The sequence below is a fragment of the Rhodobacteraceae bacterium IMCC1335 genome, assembly GCA_039640495.1.
Taxonomy (GTDB): Bacteria; Pseudomonadota; Alphaproteobacteria; order Rhodobacterales; family Rhodobacteraceae; genus Thalassovivens.
Genome location: CP046864.1, coordinates 3,415,539 through 3,434,524, shown reverse-complemented (window position 1 = coordinate 3,434,524; position 18,986 = coordinate 3,415,539). Strand labels below are relative to the sequence as shown.

Genomic DNA, 18,986 nt, shown 5'->3' with positions numbered 1-18,986 from the left:
CTTTATTGCGTTTCGGTGCTTCAGAATTGAGACCGCAATACGGCTCCAGTTGCAATAGAAATTAACGGCTTTTCTCTCTTCATTCGAGCGCTGAGGCCATATTTAAAACCCGCCATATTTGCTGCAAGATTGGACAATCGCTTTGAAAAACGAGAAGCAGCGCCGGGATTGTCGCAGAGACGCGCTTTCATCACCGCTGATCAAATGATCTGCTTTTACAATCTCAACGGCGTTTTTTTATTAAAGCGTGTCTTGGCGTGGCGCGTCAGTATTTTTGCAGGCCTATTTTGGCCATAAAGAACGTTTTGAAATCGCGTTGGTGGTAGAATTAAAAAACAAGACGCTGAAACGTGATGATGTTTACGTTGAAAGCTTTTGACTTTCTTGGTTTTATATTTTGTATCTAAATAGGCCCTAAAAAATACAATCAGCCCAAAAATTAAATTTTAAATATTGATTAAAATTGCTTATTTGTATCACGTTTTTATTTTTTAATCTCTTTTAGAGATTTATTTAAGCGATTATCTTTCATTTTTATTTCATGTAGATATAAATAAATCCCAAGAGCGTGCACAGATTTCTTGGTGATGGGTTTGAATGTTGACAGAACGCTAAAGGCGGCAAAAAAGTTAGAAGCGCTGAATAAGCCCTCTGAAGCCGAAGCGCTCTATCGCAACATTTTAGACGTTTATCCAAAGAATAAGCGGGCGATGACAGCGCTGAAAAAGTTCCGTCACGCCGCCAATCACCCTCTTTCGCTACCCGATAGTGACCGCGCTGTTCTCAAACATTTGACTTTTTTAGACGGCCAAGAAAAATATCAAAATATTATTGAGCTTAGAGCGCAGATCGCGAGCCGGTATCCAGAGTCAGCGCCATTATTTAATATTATTGGAAGTGCTTTTGCACGGCTTGGCGCATTTGACGACGCCGTTACCACCTTTTTATATGCTTTGGAGCGTGATCCCCAAAATGTAAACCTGTATAATAATTTGGGTGAAAGCTATGGGCGGCTTGGAAATTATCAGGCAGCGTTAACTAGTTTTCGAACCGCAACCGATTTGGATCCGCAGTTTTCAAAAGCCTTCTATAATATGGCCAATACGTTTTTTGCGCTCGGGGATACCGCTGCCGCGATTGATATTTATAAAAAATCAATCGCGCTCAAGCCTGAATTTGCACCAGCGGCTAACAATCTGGGCGCTGCCTATTTAAAGGCAGGTCAGATATCTGAGGCGTTTCAGAGTTTTGCACGGGCTTTGCGGTTAAACCCGCAGTATGAAGAGGCGTTTGCAAATCTTTATAATTTATCAATTCAATGCCCTTGGCAGAGACGAGAGTTTTCGAAACTCAAAAAACGCATGCAGCCTTTTTCCGGCGTGAAAACCCGTGTCCTTGCATTGATTGACGCTTATATAGGACAGGACAGCATATCTGTGGAGGCCGAGCTTAGCGCTTTAAAATTGGCTGAAAGAGGTAATGCGTTTAACGCTTTAAGTGCCGCAGACCAGATATTTTGTTTGGCTTATTACAATTTGATTCAAGCGCTAGAAGCGCAGAATAAAGGCTTTATGTCGAATAAATCGGATGGGTCTGAAACGCGTCTGATCTATCATTTGGGAGAAAGCCATTGTTTAAGTTTCGCCCATTTAAAGCTGCGTCTTGAAGGCCAGACGTATAAAGTACAGCCGGTGATTTCTTTTGGCACGAAAGTTTTTCACCTGTCTGACGCGGCGCAACGTGCATTTTCCGAAATTCTCCGCGCTCAATTGCGTCATCTGCCAAAGCATTCAAAGGTTATGCTGTCCTTTGGCGAAATTGACTGCCGGCTACATGAAGGGTTTTTAGCCGTGGCTGAAGCGCGTAATATTGATTTGAAAGATTTAATTGCTGAGACCATTTCAGGCTATCTGCGGTTTGTGTGTGGGCTTGCTCTGGAAATGCAACATCAGATCTTTATTCTGAATGTTCCGGCACCTCTGCATTCGTCTAAAAGCAGCGCAGCAGAAAACGCAAGCGTGGCGAATATAGTTCACTTGTTTAATCAAAACCTTGCCTATCAGATGCATCAAAGTGATATGGGCTTGGTGGATCTGCATAAGTTTACCTGTGGGTCTGAAGGGTTTTCAAACCGCCGGTTTCATTGCGATGACAGCCATTTAGATGGCCGGGCGCTACAGGAAATTGAGCGCCAATTATCTTGGGACTACGCGGGTGCAAACCCGGTTTGAATGGTGAATGTAATGGTTTGAGAAATTCAAACCCGACCAATAACCAAGCGCCAGCGTTTTCTGTGATATGTAAAAGCCGCTTGGCATGTTGTCAGCGCAAAGGCTTCGATCTGATAAGGGGTTAAGCCATGACCGCGCAGGTTTTTGAACGCTCATCCCAAACAGATCCAACGGGGCAGAATTTTGTCGGATCTGCTCCATGATCCGGGCAGGCGCCCGGTTCTGCCGAGGCGATTGGCGCAAATAGCATAATGCTCAACGTTAAGGTGACCAGTCTTGCTTTCATTCTTTTCTCCTTATCCTAAAACTAGCGCCTCATGGCGGTTTTTCAATATGCGATGTCTCAAGGGAAGGGGCCGAGAATTATATTATCTTTTGGGCAACCGATCGCGCACCAAAGCCGCCCATAAATTGGCCCCAACGGGCAATAAAGCATCGTTGAAATCATAATTCGATCGATGTAGTGCCTGACCATGTGGCCCATCAGTACCATTGCCAAGAAGAAAAAAGCAACCCGGTATCACGGCGCTGAATTGCGCAAAATCCTCTGAAAAGCTCATGGCAGGACGATTCCCAATATTTGTGAGCCCCTGCGCATTGGCAACGCGTATCACGCTGTCGGTTGGTTCCTTGGCGTTGATCGTTTCGATGAATTCCGTGTTAAATTCCATATCAATCTGCACGTTATGCGTCGCGGCAAGTCCAGATGTGATTTGCTTCATGAATTTTCTGATCGCGTCTCGGTCTTGTGGCAAGCGCGCGCGGACATCGCCTTTCAGCAGCGCAGTGCCCGGTAAAACATTGCGCTGCCCATCGCTTGAGATTTCGGTAACGGATACCACCGCCCCGGCGCCGGGGGGTAATTTGCGGGCAACGATGGTTTGCAGCGCCATAACAAGCTCGGCGGCAACGGTGATTGCATCAACGCCCAGATGGGGCATTGAGGCATGCCCACCTTGGCCTGTAACACGAATTTCAAACAGGCTTTCGCTTGCACAAATTTGGCCAATACGGGTTGAAATTTCGGCCAATGGGTCCCCGGGAAGGTTGTGGATTGCATAAATCTCATCGGGCGCAAATATTTCTTTAAAGCCCTCGTCCAGCATGGCGCGCGCGCCCAACCCGTGCTCTTCATTTGGTTGAAAAACAAAAATGACGGTGCCGTCAAAATCTTGGCTTTGGCTTAACAGTTCAGCCGCGCCCAACAGCATTGTGGTATGCCCGTCATGGCCGCAGGCATGCATAACGCCCGGCGTTAAAGAGCTGTACTCATGCGCGCTGGTTTCGGAAATGGGCAGCGCGTCCATATCCGCGCGCAATGCAATCGTGCGGGTACCGTTTCCACAGTTCAAAACCCCAACCACGCCAACGCCTTCGGACACGATTAGGCCCAAGGCGCGCAAAGCCGTTGCTATTTTGGCTTTGGTGCGGGTTTCTTCAAAACCCAGCTCTGGATGGCGATGGAGATCGCGCCGAAAGGCGGTCAGCTTTTGATGGAAGTCGTTCATAGAAGGGGTCCTTACTCTGCAGGATCGACGCGTTGCGTATCTTTGTCAGAAATAAGGGCCAATGCAATGTTCTGCATTGGCAGGCATGCCAGATTTCTTGTAAAAAAGCATCACGCAACACTGCAAATCTTTGTGGATTGGCTCAGTGACAAAGATCGTGCAAGTGATGCACCGATTGCAAGGGTTTAGCCTGATTTGCCGCCGCTTCGAGGCTGTGGGTTTTGGGGTTGAACGCGTTTTTATTGGTACTTTTTTGTTTTGGAGGAAGCGTTTATACGACACTATGCAGGAAATGCCCCGCTGAATTCGGATGCATTTGGCAAAGTTGGGGGATGCGCCATGCACAATGATGAAACACAGAGCTTTCTTGCAGATGAAACGGGTCAGCCCTCAAACGCGTGGCTAAATGAACAGGCGCTGCGTTTGTTTAACTTTTTCGGCCCTGCAGCGCTAAATCCAAAAGGGGGGTTCTGGGCCCTTGGGCGGACAGGAGAACCGCTAAGGCCGGCTTGTGCAGGGCAAGAGGTGCAACCGTTGCATAATGCAACGCGCTTTGTCCATTGTTACTCTTGGGCGCATCGGTTTGGCTTTGCTGGCGCCCAGCGGATGATTGATCAGAGTCTTGAATTTATCTGGCAACAACATCGCGATGCGCAGCATGGGGGCTATTATTGGGCCGTGAGCAATGACGGCGTTATAGATCCGGCAAAGCAAGCTTACGGGCATGCGTTCGTATTACTGGCCGCGGCGGCCGCCAAAGCGGTGATGCACCCATTGGCGGACCGGTTGCTTGACGATATTGTCGAGGTGATCGAGCAAAGGTTTTGGGAGCCAGAGCGGGGCGCCAGCCGCGAAGAGTTTAGCGCAGATTGGCAGGTTTTAAGCACCTATCGCGGACAAAATTCGAATATGCATCTGACTGAGGCGCTGATCGCCGCCTTCGCCGTCACCACGGATACGATGTTTTTACAAAAAGCCGAAGAAATTGCGCATTTGATTATTGATCGTCATGCCCGCAGCGCTCAGTGGCGGGTGCCCGAGCATTTTGATGCAAATTGGGAGGTTGATCTGGAATATTCCGGTGATCCTATGTTTCGTCCCGCGGGCACCACGCCGGGGCACGCATTAGAGTGGTCGCGATTGCTCATCGAACTTTATCAGGCGGGAGAAAAACGCCATTCTTGGCTGGTTGAGGCGGCTGAGCAGCTGTTTCTAAACGCCTGTCAAACGGGATGGTGCCGCGATAAGGGTGGGTTTTATTACACGTTGGATTGGCAGAATATGCCCTTGCAGCGCAAATGTTTATGGTGGCCATGCGCCGAAGGGATCGCAGCTGCCGCCACGTTGCAGCAGGTCAGTGATCGGGTAGAATTTGCGCATTGGTATCGCAGGATTTGGCAGTTTTCGGCCACCCATTTGATTGATCACACGCGCGGCGGTTGGTTTGCCGAATTGGATCAGAACTTACAGCCCGACGAAACTATTTTTGAGGGCAAGCCTGATCTCTACCACGCGGTGCAAGCCTGTTTGATTTCGCTTCAAAGCGGCGCAAAAGCGTCGCTTTGAGCACGCTGGCTCTGTTCTGATCCGTGGCCGAGCGGCCGAGATCGTTTATCTTTAAACGCTTTGATTACGTTGAAACGCCGTTTTCATAAGGCTTCAACAATGCATAAAGCGCGGCATTCAAAGGGGCTTGCAAGCCAACTTGATTGGCCAGCTTTGGCACCGAGCCAGAGATCCACGGGCTTTCCAGCGGCCGTCCATGTTCAAGATCAATTGCCGTTGATGCGCGCATTTGCGATGGCAGGTCTTGCACCCGTAACCAAAGCGTATCTGCACAATCAGCCTTGAGAGGCACGCCATGCGCTCGGCCTATCATGGCGGTTTCTTCCATAACTTGACAAAAAAGCCTGCCTAACGCTTGCGAGGCTAAAATATCGCCAACGGTGCAGCGCGCTGTTGCGGTGATGCCGGACATGGCCGAGAACAGTACGAACTTCATCCAAAGGTCGTGGGTGATATCCTTGGTCTCTGGCGCCGCAATGCCCGCCTGCTGGAAGGCGGCTTGAAGGGCCGTGATACGGGCAGATCTAAGACTGTCACGCTCGGCGAAAAGAAACCGTGCAGCATTGCCAGTTTGCGTAATGATACCAGGCTCAGAGATGGTGGTTGAAATCAGCGCGACGCCGCTGGCAATATGGTGGTTGGGCAAGATCCCCATTAAATCGGAGGTGGCCGTGACCCCGTTTTGAAATGGGATTACCACGGTGTGCTCTCCCAGCATTGGTCGGCATTTCTGGGCAGCCTGGTCAAGCGCGGCAGCTTTTACACCAAAAATAATCGCATCAACGGGCCCAATCTCGGCGGGATCTTCGCTGACCTTCCAAGGCCGGATGACTTCTTGCCCTAGGGGGCTGTTCAATTTTAACCCCTGCGTTTGTATGGCGGATAAATGCGCCCCGCGCGCAACGCATGCAATCTGATGGCCCGCCTGCGAAAGCTTTACCGCCAAATACCCCCCGATTCCGCCAGTTGCCATAGTCGCTATTTTCATTTCAAGGCCTTCATTTAAATTGCACGGATGGCGCCGATATAAAGCAGAACAGCCAGCAGTGGGCAACCTGTAGCGTGCTACCGAGCCAGTCGATGCAATTTTAAATTTGGGAAAAGTGGCTGGGGTGGTAGGATTCGAACCTACGGTACACGCTACCAAAAAGCGTTGCCTTACCGCTTGGCTACACCCCAACTGCGAGGGTGTTTACGATGCTCTGGCGCGGTGATCAAGGCAAAAAAGCGGTGGAGAATCGCTTTCTTGGTGATCCGGGGTGGGCTGGCCCCACGCCCCGTTTTTCTTGAAAGAAGGTTTTGAAAAGCGACTTTGCTGATTTTGCCGGTTTTCACCCGCTGTTTGTTGACTTATCCGCTGCTGGCGCTGCTGGCGCTCAGGCCGGTGGGTTGCAGGATGGCCGATCCGTTCAACTGGGTAACAGAATCGCATGTAATAAATCAGAGGAGTGTTTTTGTGCCTTTGTGTGGGCAATTTCAAGTTCTGGGGCAGAAATCCTGTCGGCTTAGGCCGCTTCCAGGCAAACTTGAAATATAAGGGTTGATATTATCGCTCAAGCAACATTTACTATACCAGCCAATAAAAAAACCGATAGGGAGATAGGTATGAAAGATAAGTTCATTGATCTACAAACGCGTAAATTGATGACCGGTAGCATTGATCGTCGCAAATTTATGATGTCAGTGTTGGCAACCGGTCTGACGGTCCCAGCTGCTCTGAGCTTGGCCAATCGTGCAGAAGCGGCCACTCCAAAAAGCGGCGGCTTGTTCAGAATGGGAATCGCGCATGGCTCAACCACGGACACGTTGGATTCAGGAACCTCTGAAAATCACTTCACGCTTGTGAATGGCTATACATTCGGCAACCATTTGACCGAAGTTGGTAATGATGGTCAATTGATTGGAGAGTTGGCCGAGAGCTACGAATCTGCCGATGGTCAAACCTGGGTGTTCAACCTGCGTCAGGGTGTTGAATTCCACAATGGCAAAACCATGACATCCGAAGATGTGCTTGCTTCTTTCAACCACCATATGGGCGAGGATTCGACCTCTGCAGCAAAAGGCTTGCTGACTGCGGTTAAATCATTGAAAGCCGATGGTAAGAATCGGGTGATTTTTGAATTGGAAAGTCCAAATGCTGACTTCCCCTTCATCGTAAGTGATTATCACATTTCAATTCGCCCCGCCGGTGACATGACCTCAGGTATCGGCACTGGTGGCTACATCGTTCAATCTTTTGAGCCCGGTGTGAAATCTGTTTTGAAGCGCAACCCGAATTATTGGAAAGAGGGCCGCGCGCATTTTGATGAAGTGGAATTGATTTCCATCATCGATCCAACCGCGCGCCAGACAGCCTTGATGAATGGCGATATTGATGCGATGGATCGCGTTGATCTGAAAACGATCAATCTTTTCAAGCGCAATCCAAATATCAACATCATGGAGAAAACAGGCACTGCGCATTACACTTTCCCAATGCGTTTAAGCGTAGATCCGTTTGACAATTATGATCTGAGAATGGCGCTGAAACATTCGATCAAGCGTCAAGAGCTGGTTGATAAAGTGTTGCTTGGGTACGGCGCGGTGGGCAATGACCACCCGATTTCAACTGCGAACCGTTATCACAATTCAGACATGCCACAGCGTGAATTTGATGCAGATAAGGCGGCGTTCCATTATAAGAAATCAGGCCATTCGGGCAAAATTCCTTTGTCAGCTTCAGATGCTGCCTTCGCAGGTGCTGTTGATGCAGCACAATTGATTGCGAACTCTGCCGCAGAGGCCGGGATCGAAATCGAAGTCGTGCGCGAGCCTAAAGACGGTTACTGGTCAAACGTTTGGAACAACGATGCCAAAGGCTGGTGTGCCTGCTATTGGGGTGGTCGTCCGACCGAAGATTGGATGTTTTCTGCCGCCTATACCAATGACACGGAATGGAACGATACGGCTTGGAAAGGCACGGACGGATCCAAGAAGTTCAACGCATTGGTTAAAGCGGCCCGCGCCGAGCTTGATGATAACAAGCGCAGAGAGCTGTATTACGAATGTCAGAACCTTATCAGCGATGATGGCGGCGCGATCGTACCGCTGTTCAACAGCTATGTCAGCGCGAATAGCAAAGCGATTGCAACTGAAGATAATGTTGCTGCCAACTGGGATAGCGATGGCGCAAAATGCGTTGAGCGCTGGTGGTTCGCGTAAGTATAATCAAAATCTCAGGCCAGATTTTTCTGGCCTGAGTATTCCTTTTTAGGACGGAAATCTTGCATCCTATATTGAAAACGGTCCTCGGGCGTCTGGCCATGGGCTTCATCACGTTGTTTGTTGTCTCCATTATCATCTTTTCTTCAATGGAGCTTTTACCGGGCGATTTCGGACAAGCGGTTCTGGGCCAAGCAGCCACGGAAGAGACGGTGGCCGCTTTTCGGCGCGAGTTGGGGTTGGACCAACCTGCTATCGTACGTTATGGGCAATGGATCGCAGCCGCGCTTCAGGGCGATTTGGGCACCTCTTTTTCGGGCCGCAACGCCTCTGGCGTTGACCGCTCGCGCGAAGTTATCGATCTGGTGGCTCCGCGGCTTCAAAATACGTTATTCTTGGCGTCGGTGGCGGCGTTGATTGCTGTGCCACTGGCCTTAATCTTGGGCATTACGACCGCGCTTTATCGCAATTCGTTTTTTGATCGTTCGGTCAATATGGTCACGCTGACGACCATCTCGTTTCCCGAGTTTTTTGTGGCGTATATTTTGATTTTGTTTCTGTCTTCGCTCTATCCTATCTTCCCATCGCTCGCGAATGTGGATGCCGATACGCAATTTGGAGAGCGCTTGTTCAGGGCGGCTTTGCCTGCATTAACGCTGACTTTGGTGATCGTTGCGCATATGATGCGGATGACGCGGGCGGCAATCATCAACCTGTTGGCCAGCCCCTATATTCAAATGGCCCGCCTATCGGGGGCCTCTCCAAGCGAAGTGATTTTGAAGCATGCTTTGCCAAATGCTTGGGCGCCCATTGCGACAGTGATTGCGTTCAACCTGGCGTATTTGGTGGTTGGGGTGGTCGTGGTAGAAGTTGTGTTTGTATATCCTGGCATTGGCCAATTGATGGTTGATGCCGTGGCCAGTCGGGACATCCCGGTTGTTCAGGGCTGTGCGTTGATCTTCGCATTAACTTATATTTTGTTAAACCTGCTTGCCGATATCATCGGTATTGTAACCAACCCAAGATTGTTGCATCCAAAATGAGCCAAGAACCTAATACATATTCGGCTTTGGGTGAGGTCAGCGCTGTCAGCGAGAAACGATCGCTTTGGCAACGCCTGATGCTTGATCTGCGCAAAGCACCGATGACAGCCCGTTTTGGAATGATCGTCATTCTGGGTTATATTATATTGGCGATGTTCGCGCCGATTTTATCGCCTTATGGAGAGGCCGAGGTTTTTCCCGAACCCTATGCCGCTTGGAGCGCTGAGCATGTTTTTGGCACGGATCAGATTGGTCGCGATATCTTCTCACGGATGATTTTTGGGGCACGCAATACAGTTGGTATTGCTGTCGCCACCACGCTTCTGGCGTTTATAATCGGTGGCTCTCTGGGCCTTGCAGCTGCAATCAATCAAAGCTGGTTGGATCAATTTCTCAGCCGCGCGGTAGATGTGTTGATGGCCATTCCTAGCCTGATTTTCGCATTGGTTTTATTATCCATTTTTGGATCAACGGTTACCAATTTGATCCTTATTATCGCGGTTTTAGACAGCACGCGGGTGTTTCGTTTGACCAGAGCAGTGTCCTTAAACGTTGTGGTGATGGATTATGTTGAGGCTGCTCGCCTGCGCGGTGAGGGTCTGTGGTGGATTATGCGCCGAGAGATCTTGCCCAATATTATGCCGCCTCTGATCGCTGAATTTGGATTGCGGTTCTGCTTCGTGTTTCTCACCATCGCGGCGTTGTCTTTTCTAGGGGTGGGAATTCAACCTCCAACCGCAGATTGGGGATCCATGGTGCGCGAAAACGCCTCACTAATTATGTTCGCCCAATATGATATCAAAGCGGGTTTAACTCCATTGCTGCCAGCCGCAGCGATAGCGTTGCTTACCGTGGCGATTAATTTTGTGGTTGATTGGTTCTTGCATAAAACAAGCGGGCTGCGTGATGAGCAATAAAACCAAAAAAGGCGATGTGCTGCTTGAGATAAAGGGTTTGGAAATCCAAGGATTTTCAGATGAAAAATGGCATGACATCGTAAAAGGCGTTGATCTGAAGCTGCATCGGGGTGAGGTGCTGGGCCTGATCGGGGAATCCGGGGCGGGCAAGTCAACCTTGGGCCTGGCCGCGATGGGCTATACCCAGCCGGGATGCCGCATCACGGGGGGTGAAATTCTTTTTGACGGATCTGATCTTGTGCAGCTGGCTGAAAGCGAAAAGCGCGGGCTTTGGGGCAACCGAATGACCTATGTTGCGCAATCTGCCGCCGCCTCCTTCAACCCTGCGCATCGCTTACTTGAGCAAACAACCGCCTCGACCATTCGCGCGAAGATTAAGCCGCGCGAGGAAGCACATTCAGACGCGAAAACCTTATATGCGGCGTTAAATTTACCCGATCCTGATCATATTGGAGATCGATATCCGCATCAGGTTTCCGGCGGTCAATTGCAGCGCGTTATGACGGCTATGGCGATGTCGCCGCGCCCTGATTTGATCGTGTTTGACGAACCGACAACGGCGCTGGACGTCACCACGCAAGTGGAAGTTTTGTCTTCGATGCGGGCGATTGTTGAAGAGTTTAACACCGCCGCTATTTACATCACGCATGATTTGGCCGTGGTGGCGCAAATGGCGGATGTGATCAAAGTGCTGCGCTATGGCGAAGAGGTGGAAGAGGCGAGCACGCGGGTGATGTTAAGCGATCCCAAAGAGGCGTATACAAAATCGCTTTGGTCCGTGCGGGCGCTGGAGAAACCAGCCCAGAAACCCAGTGATACGTTGATGTCTTTGAAAGGAATCGACGCCAGTTATGGAACGATAAAGGTTTTGCACCAGGTGGATATCGAGGTGCCCCGCGGTTCAACCGTTGCGGTGGTGGGCGAATCCGGTTCAGGCAAATCAACAACGGCGCGGGTGATCACAGGATTGCTGCCTCAGCTTGCAGGCAGCATAGAGTTTAATGGCGAGGCTCTTCCCAAAAAACTGTCTGAACGCAGCAAAGATCAAAAGCGCCGTATTCAGATGATTTATCAAATGGCCGATACGGCGATGAACCCGCGGCAAACGGTGCGCGATATTATTGGCCGGCCGTTGGAGTTTTATCTGGGCATGCGCGGTGATAAAAAAGAGGCGCGTATCGTTGAATTGCTTGAGATGATCGAGCTGGATGCAAGCTTTCTAGCGCGTCTGCCGGGTGAGTTATCGGGGGGCAGAAGCAGCGGATTTGTATCGCGCGGGCGCTGGCCGCAGAACCCGAATTTGTGATTTGCGATGAAGTTACCTCGGCTTTAGATCAGATCGTGCAAGAAGGTATTTTAAAGCTGTTGCTGCGGCTTCAAGATGAGCTTGGCCTGACCTATTTGTTCATCACGCATGATATTTCAACGGTGAAAGCCATCGCGGATCAAGTGGTGGTGATGAATCAGGGCGAAGTGGTCGAACAAGGCCTAAAAACCGATGTGTTCCAGCCGCCGCATCCCGACTATACAAATTTACTTTTGTCATCCGTGCCTGAAATGGACCCAGATTGGCTGACCAATCTCTCAAAGCAACGGGCCGAGGCTGCAAGTTGAAAAATGCCAAGGTCAGGGCCGTTTTAACGCAGATCGCGGGGCAGGCTTTCCGATAGGTCTTTTTCAAAGATCAATTCTTCATTTTCATAGGCCTCCAACCGTGCGGTTAGGTGAAAATGCGTCAGATCCGATGTCATATGTGCAAAGGTTTCCGTGCGCGTTACCCAGCCCTCACGGCTGTTTTCACAGGTCCAATGCGTGCGGGCGCTGGCGCAAAGTGGATCATCGGGGTGGATCATCCACCATTCACGCGCGATGCTGCCATGGATTAAGCCATGTTCAAGATCGCGGGCGCTGCCAAAATCATCAATGATTTCCAAAGTGACCTCGCCCGTTTCCATATTTGTGATGTGCCGGCGGCTATTTTTTGGTGTACGCAACTGCGCGATCTTCCAAGGGTCTGCGGTTTCGGGTGGTAAAAACTGACGTTCATCTGCATCGCCGCTTTTGCGCAGCGGCAGGTCTATAGCTCCGCCTTTCAAGGTGATTTCAGCGGCCTCTGCTACGGGCCATAATAGCGGCCAGTAGCTGGTTGAAATGGCCACGCGGATGGCGTGGCCCTTGGGCACGCGATAGGCAATTTGATCCAAAGCCAGTTCAATGTCTATATCCGCGCCAGGAATTAAGGCCTCGGATTTCTCATGGCCGTTTCGGTGGGCCAGATTCAAGACACCATAGGTGATTCGGGTTGCCGCGCCATCCGGGTGAATATGGTTCAAACGTACCGCGATCTGCGCAGCGGGTTTGTCAGAGCTCAGGCGCAGCTGAAGCCTAGGGGCCCCGACAATATCCATCCGCTCTTGCAGGGGCTCTGACGTAAAACAGGCTGAAAAAGCATCATCGCCGCGTTGATCCCCCGGCATTTCTGGGCCCAACCAGATGGCGCAATATTCCCCGGATGCGGCGCCGCAGGTTTGGGGGGATTTTACCACTTCTGACAGGTCGGCAGCGTTCATACCCAAGCGATGGTCAGATTGCAGATGTAAGATGTGATGCTGCAAGCTATCGGGCCAATTTGTTTCCGCGATCCAATGGCCGGCGCGGCTTTCATACCAGGTTTTTGGGCGCACGCCCTCCATAAGATAGGCGGTGTAATCTGGATCTTGTTCGATATTTTGATCCCGATTTTTCAACCAATGATCCCACCAGCGCAGTGCCTCTTGCAAAAAGCCAATCCGTGGTTCGGGCACAGCGAAATGCGGATATTTATGTACCCAGGGGCCCACGATGCCTTTCACCGGAGCGTGCAGATTTTCCACCAGATGCGACACGGTATTCTTATAGGCATCGCCCCAACCCCCTATCGCTAGGGTCGCCGCTTTAATCGCAGAATAGTTTTCACAGATTGAGCCATGTTTCCAATAGTCATCGCGGTTTTGATGGCGCAACCAAGTGATGGGCAGAAACGGTTCAGCCTCAAGCCGTTCGAGCCACAGTTGACGCCAGGCATCGCCCATCAAAGCAGGATCGGGCGGACGCGAAGAATAAGCCCACATTGTGGCGCCCCATCCTAGGTTTTCATTCAGCAAACAGCCCCCTTTGTAATGAATATCATCCGCATATCGATCGACGGTCGAGCATAAGGTGATGATCGCTTTCAGCGCCTCAGGCTGAAGGGCAGCGACTTGCAATGCATTGAAGCCGCCCCAGCTGATACCCATCATTCCCACCTCGCCGCTGCACCAGTTTTGGGCGGACAACCAGTTGATAGTGGCAACGGCATCCTCTAGTTCTTGTTGGGTATATTCATCTTCCATCACGCCTTCGCTATCGCCATTGCCGCGCATATCCACGCGGATACAGGCATAGCCATGCTTTGCAAAATAGGGATGAGTCAGGCAGTCGCGCGCGGTTGTGCCATCGCGTTTTCGATAGGGAAGAAATTCCAAGATAGCGGGCACCGGATGCTGTTGCGCATTTTCGGGCATCCAAACCCGCGCCGAAAGCCGGCAGCTATCTGGCATGAAAATTTCCATATCCGGCAGTTCTTTGATTTCATATAATTGTGACATATCACTCACCTGTCTTGGAGATGTCGATTTGCTGTAGCAGGACTGTCGCGATGCAAGCGCGGTTTTGTCAAGAATAAAGCCTAAGATTTGATAGAATCGGGGCGCGGTGCGGGTTGAAAGGAAGCGGCAAAATGGTCCTAAGGTCACATCTTCTGTGCTGACGCGGCTGGTTTTTATATCAGCGCTCTTGGGCTTTATCGTAGGTTTCGGCGCACTTGTGCTGTTGATGCCGCCCGCGGTGCAAAGCTCGGAGATAAAGCGGCTGCCAAGCGATGCGGAGCGCGGCGCAAAGGTTTTTTATGCCTCTGGCTGTGGAAGTTGCCATAGCACACCAACCGCGGCCGGCGAGGCTTCATTGCAATTGGGGGGCGGGCAAAGCTTTGTCACGCCCTATGGCGTGTTTCGGGCGCCAAATATTTCAATGTCACAAAATTTCGGGATCGGCCGTTGGAACTTTACGGATTTCGAAACTGCAATGCGCCGCGGAATATCCCCTATGGGGGAGCATTATTTCCCGGCTTTTCCTTATACCGCCTACCAGCATATGACGCTCCAAGATGTTTCCGATCTTTGGATGTTCTGGCAAGGCCTACCCGCTGTAGAAACGGTATCACTCCCCCATGAGTTGCAACTTCCCTTTGGTTTCAGGCGGCTTGTGGGGCTTTGGAAATTATTTGTTGCAGCGCCAGATTGGCATATGAAATCCCCATTGGATGCTGGGCAAGAACGCGGCCGATATCTGGTTGAGGCCTTGGGTCATTGTGCTGAATGTCATACGCCGCGCAATGCATTGGGAGGGCTGAGATCCACGCACTGGTTGGCAGGTGCTGAAAATCCCTCTGGAAAAGGGCGTATCCCCAATATTACGCCTGCGGCTTTGCAGTGGAGCCTTGAAGAGATTGCTGATTACCTTGAAACCGGTTTGACGCCTGATTTCGATGTTGTGGGGGGATCTATGGCCAAAGTGGTGGATAATCTTGCCAAATTGAGCCCCGAGGACCGATTGGCGATTGCCCAGTATCTAAAAGCCTTGCCATTAATTCCAACGCCTTGAAGAAATGCCGCTGGCAGCGCTGGCTTATGCTTTGCGTTGCGCCTTTCCGCGATATGTGCGGGTACCCCCGCGCCCAGCTTTTGACCGGCCCCGCGATTTAACAGCGGCTTCGCCGGCGGCCTCAATCGCCGATTGGCGGGCCAGCGGATCATCGGCAATTGCCAGATCAACCGCCTCTAAACGTTTCACCTCATCCCGCAACCGGGCTGCCTCTTCAAATTCAAGATTCTCGGCGGCCTTTCGCATATCGTTGCGCAAACCCTCCAAAACAGTTTGCAGATTACCCCCGGCCAAGGGCGAGTCAATTTGCGCGGTGACGCGTGATTGATCCGTATCGCCTTTATAAAGCCCTGACAGAATATCTTCGACATTCTTTTTTATGGTTTGAGGCGTGATGCCATGGGTGGTGTTATACGCCACTTGCTTTTCTCGGCGGCGATCGGTTTCAGCCAAGGCGCGCTCCATGCTGCCAGTAATTCTATCTGCATACATAATCACGCGACCTTGCGCGTTGCGCGCGGCGCGGCCAATGGTTTGAACCAGTGAGGTTTCCGAGCGTAAGAACCCTTCTTTGTCTGCATCTAAGATTGCCACCAGCCCGCATTCGGGAATATCGAGCCCTTCGCGCAGCAGATTAATTCCGATCAAAACATCAAAGGCACCCAGCCGCAAATCGCGCAGAATTTCAATACGCTCAATCGTGTCGATATCCGAGTGCATGTAGCGCACTTTTATGCCTTGTTCATGCATGTATTCGGTCAGATCTTCGGCCATGCGCTTGGTCAGCGTTGTGACCAATGTGCGAAATCCATCAACCGTGACCTTGCGCACTTCATCCAGTAAATCATCCACTTGCATCTCAACGGGGCGGATTTCAATATTGGGATCAACCAACCCGGTGGGGCGAATAATTTGCTCGACAAACACGCCCCCTGTTTGCTCAAGCTCCCAAGAGGCGGGGGTGGCTGAAACATAGATGGTTTGCGGCCGCATCGCATTCCATTCTTCAAATTTAAGCGGCCTGTTATCCATGCAAGAGGGCAGTCGAAACCCATGCTCTGCCAGCGTAAATTTGCGCCGATAATCGCCCTTATACATCGCGCCAATCTGAGGTACGCTGACATGGCTTTCATCGGCAAAGACGATTGCATTATCGGGTATAAACTCAAACAAAGTGGGGGGAGGCTCGCCCGGCGCACGCCCCGTCAAATAGCGTGAGTAATTTTCGATGCCGTTGCACACACCAGTGGCTTCCAGCATTTCGAGGTCAAAATTGGTTCTTTGTTCCAAACGCTGTGCTTCGAGCAATTTGCCTTCATTGACCAATTGATCAAGGCGCTGGCGCAGCTCGGTTTTGATGCTGATCAAAGCCTGTTGCATGGTGGGTTTCGGGGTTACGTAATGCGAATTGGCGTAGATCCGGATCTGCTCAAAAGAATTGGTTTTTTCACCGGTCAGCGGATCAAACTCGGTGATATTTTCAAGCTCATCACCAAAAAAAGATAACCGCCAGGCCCGGTCTTCGAGATGCGCTGGAAATATTTCCAAACTGTCCCCTCTGACGCGAAAGGATCCGCGTTGGAAGGCTTGATCATTGCGCTTATATTGCTGCGCAACAAGGTCCGCCATCACTTGGCGTTGATTGTAATTTTCACCGGCTTTGAGATCTTGCGTCATCGCGCCATAGGTTTCGACCGACCCAATCCCATAGATACACGATACCGAAGCCACGATGATAACGTCATCCCTTTCTAGTAAAGCGCGGGTTGCAGAATGGCGCATTCTGTCAATCTGCTCGTTTATTTGGCTTTCTTTTTCGATATAGGTATCCGAGCGCGCGACATAGGCTTCGGGTTGATAATAATCATAAAAGCTGACGAAATATTCGACTGAATTGTCGGGAAAAAAGCTTTTAAACTCTCCATAAAGCTGCGCTGCAAGCGTTTTATTGGGCGCCAGAATAATCGCAGGCCGTTGGGTTTCTTCGATTAAACGGGCCATAGTAAAGGTTTTACCGGTGCCTGTTGCGCCCAGTAGAACCTGATCGCGCTCTTGTCCTTGAATGCCCGCCGTCAGTTCGCGGATTGCGGTAGGTTGATCCCCTGCCTCCGAAAATTCTGATATCATTTTGAACCGCTTACCCCCTTCAAGCTTGGCGCGGGCTTTTACCTCGCCGCTGATCTGTCCAATCTGCTCTTGGGTCATAAAAAAGGTTCCTTCGCTTGCCCTCTAACAATAGGCCCGCGGGCCCAAAGGTCAAAGCGGTTTGGGCCACGATATCTATAAAATTAAACGATTTTTGCGTTTTTCAAAACGCGCGCCGCGCGGAGTGAATTTGGACCCATCTTTTGCTTGTTTACCCACTGAAAATCACGCATAAGACAGGGGTTTTAGGAGAACAAGAATGTCTGCACGTATTTTCAAACCGGCCAAAACAGCGATGTCCTCTGGGCTTGCCCGCACGCATGACTGGGTTCTTGAATATACGCAAACCTCGGCGCGGGAAGTTGACCCTTTGATGGGCTGGACATCTAGCGCGGATACGCAATCGCAGGTCACTTTGCGGTTTGAGAATAAAGAGGCTGCTATCCAATATGCCAAGCAAAAAGCTTTGGCCTATGAAGTGATTGAACCCAAGACGCGCAAGGCCAATATCCGCGCGGGTGGATATGGCGAGAATTTTGCCACAACGCGGCGCGGCGCTTGGACGCACTAAGCGCAGAGCACTCAAAAAGGCGCTCATCGCATCCTGATTACGTTCTTTTTTTAACGTCTGATTGCCAGCCGCGGCTACGGTCATGGTTTGTAAAGCGCTGAGACGCGAACCTTATTTTCGATAAAGAACGAAAGGCTGCGCGCTGGTCTCATGCTTTGAAAGATCAATCATATTGACAATCGAATTGCGCAACGCGGCATGCTAAATATGGATATACTTAGATGATTGCTTGCTAAAAACGGAGGGTTTGATATTGAGTTTTGGTCAGAAAAGAAAGAAAAATTGATGAGTAAGCCCTGCATAATTTGCGTTGCGATTACGGGTTCGGTGCCACAGAAATCTGACAATCCGGCTGTGCCTATTTCCATCGAAGAGCAAGTGGAAAGCACGCAAGCGGCTTTTGAATTGGGCGCAAGTATCGCGCATTGCCATGTGCGTTTGCCTGATGGAACGCCAAGCTCGGATCCAGGCCGGTTTGCGCTGTTGATGGAGGGTATAAAAACCCATTGCCCCGGCATGATCGTTCAATTGTCAACCGGGGGGCGCTCTGGTGCGGGGCAGGAGCGCGGTGGGATGTTGCCGCTGCGCCCGGATATGGCGTCACTCACTGTGGGCTCGAATAACTTCCCGACGCGGGTTTATGAAAACCCTCCGGATTTGGTCGATTGGCTCTCCAGTGAGATGCTCGCATATGATATTAAACCAGAGATAGAAGCCTTCGATTTGTCTCATTTGTATCAAACCGCGAAGATGTTGGCCGATGGCCGCCTCGCGGCGAAGCCCTATGTGCAATTCGTGATGGGGGTAAAGAATGCAATGCCTGCGGAGAAAGACGTTTTTGACTATTATATAAAAACGGTAGAGCGTTTGATGCCAGATGTTGAATGGTGCGCGGCCGGTATCGGGGCGCAGCAAATCATTGTCAATGAATGGTCGATTGCCGCGGGCGGGCATGTGCGTACTGGGTTGGAAGATAATATCAAAATTGATTGTTCAACCTTAGCGCCCTCAAATGCGGCGCTTGTTGCGCGCGCGGTTGATCTTTGCACGCGCTACGATCGTAAGCCCGCCGCTGTGCACGAAGCGCGCGCATTGCTTGGGTTGCGGGCGGCCTGATACTTGAT

General features: G+C 50.8%; 13 protein-coding genes, 1 tRNA gene and 1 pseudogene. 9 read left to right on the top strand and 6 right to left on the bottom strand.

Features of this window, described 5'->3' with window-relative positions; translation table 11 throughout:
- The first annotated feature begins 587 nt into the window (after positions 1–587).
- A complete protein-coding gene (locus GN241_16745) occupies positions 588–2,231 on the top strand; it encodes a tetratricopeptide repeat protein (protein ID XAT58866.1) in 1,644 nt (547 codons plus the stop codon).
- Positions 2,232–2,352: 121 nt separating this feature from the next.
- Here GN241_16745 and GN241_16740 read toward each other — a convergent pair whose 3' ends face one another.
- Both GN241_16740 and GN241_16735 read right to left on the bottom strand, forming a co-directional pair.
- Entirely contained in the window at positions 2,353–2,517 is a 165-nt protein-coding gene (locus tag GN241_16740; GenBank protein XAT58865.1) for a hypothetical protein, read from the bottom strand.
- An 82-nt stretch (positions 2,518–2,599) separates the two neighbouring features.
- Positions 2,600–3,739 (bottom strand): amidohydrolase, encoded by a 1,140-nt coding sequence (locus tag GN241_16735; protein ID XAT58864.1) that lies wholly within the window; start codon positions 3,737–3,739, stop codon positions 2,600–2,602.
- A 339-nt stretch (positions 3,740–4,078) separates the two neighbouring features.
- Between GN241_16735 and GN241_16730 the strand changes: the two genes are divergently transcribed.
- On the top strand, positions 4,079–5,305 hold the full coding sequence (locus GN241_16730; GenBank protein XAT58863.1) for an AGE family epimerase/isomerase: 1,227 nt from the start codon (positions 4,079–4,081) through the stop codon (positions 5,303–5,305).
- 64 nt (positions 5,306–5,369) lie between these two features.
- Here the strand turns inward: GN241_16730 and GN241_16725 are convergent, their stop codons facing one another.
- Positions 5,370–6,293 carry a 2-dehydropantoate 2-reductase gene (locus GN241_16725; protein XAT58862.1) on the bottom strand — a complete coding sequence of 308 codons (924 nt, stop codon included), beginning with the start codon at positions 6,291–6,293 and terminating at the stop codon, positions 5,370–5,372.
- 116 nt (positions 6,294–6,409) lie between these two features.
- A tRNA-Gln gene (locus tag GN241_16720) sits at positions 6,410–6,484 on the bottom strand.
- A gap of 426 nt (positions 6,485–6,910) precedes the next feature.
- Between GN241_16720 and GN241_16715 the strand changes: the two genes are divergently transcribed.
- From GN241_16715 to GN241_16700, 4 genes and pseudogenes are all read left to right on the top strand, one after another.
- Entirely contained in the window at positions 6,911–8,506 is a 1,596-nt protein-coding gene (locus tag GN241_16715) for a peptide ABC transporter substrate-binding protein (protein XAT58861.1), read from the top strand.
- Positions 8,507–8,568: 62 nt separating this feature from the next.
- Positions 8,569–9,549 (top strand): ABC transporter permease subunit, encoded by a 981-nt coding sequence (locus GN241_16710; protein ID XAT58860.1) that lies wholly within the window; start codon positions 8,569–8,571, stop codon positions 9,547–9,549.
- Entirely contained in the window at positions 9,546–10,466 is a 921-nt protein-coding gene (locus GN241_16705; protein XAT58859.1) for an ABC transporter permease subunit, read from the top strand. Before GN241_16710 ends, GN241_16705 begins: the two co-directional genes overlap by 4 nt.
- Positions 10,456–12,080: pseudogene (locus GN241_16700) on the top strand (nickel ABC transporter ATP-binding protein NikE). The gene GN241_16705 and the pseudogene GN241_16700 overlap by 11 nt, the downstream one beginning before the upstream one ends.
- 23 nt (positions 12,081–12,103) lie before the next feature.
- On the opposite strand, the gene GN241_16695 reads toward GN241_16700, so the two are convergent.
- Complete coding sequence (locus GN241_16695; GenBank protein XAT59331.1) at positions 12,104–14,056, bottom strand: CocE/NonD family hydrolase; 1,953 nt, start codon at positions 14,054–14,056, stop codon at positions 12,104–12,106.
- Between the two features lie 142 nt (positions 14,057–14,198).
- On the opposite strand from GN241_16695, the gene GN241_16690 reads away from it, so the two are divergent.
- Complete coding sequence (locus tag GN241_16690) at positions 14,199–15,146, top strand: diacylglycerol kinase (protein XAT58858.1); 948 nt, start codon at positions 14,199–14,201, stop codon at positions 15,144–15,146.
- Positions 15,147–15,170: 24 nt separating this feature from the next.
- Here the strand turns inward: GN241_16690 and uvrB are convergent, their stop codons facing one another.
- A complete protein-coding gene (gene uvrB / locus GN241_16685) occupies positions 15,171–17,351 on the bottom strand; it encodes an excinuclease ABC subunit UvrB (GenBank protein ID XAT58857.1) in 2,181 nt (726 codons plus the stop codon).
- 199 nt (positions 17,352–17,550) lie between these two features.
- Here uvrB and GN241_16680 point away from each other — a divergent pair, with 199 nt between their 5' ends.
- Positions 17,551–17,862 (top strand): ETC complex I subunit, encoded by a 312-nt coding sequence (locus GN241_16680; protein XAT58856.1) that lies wholly within the window; start codon positions 17,551–17,553, stop codon positions 17,860–17,862.
- A 285-nt stretch (positions 17,863–18,147) separates the two neighbouring features.
- Entirely contained in the window at positions 18,148–18,978 is an 831-nt protein-coding gene (locus GN241_16675; protein ID XAT58855.1) for a 3-keto-5-aminohexanoate cleavage protein, read from the top strand.
- Positions 18,979–18,986: the final 8 nt, after the last annotated feature.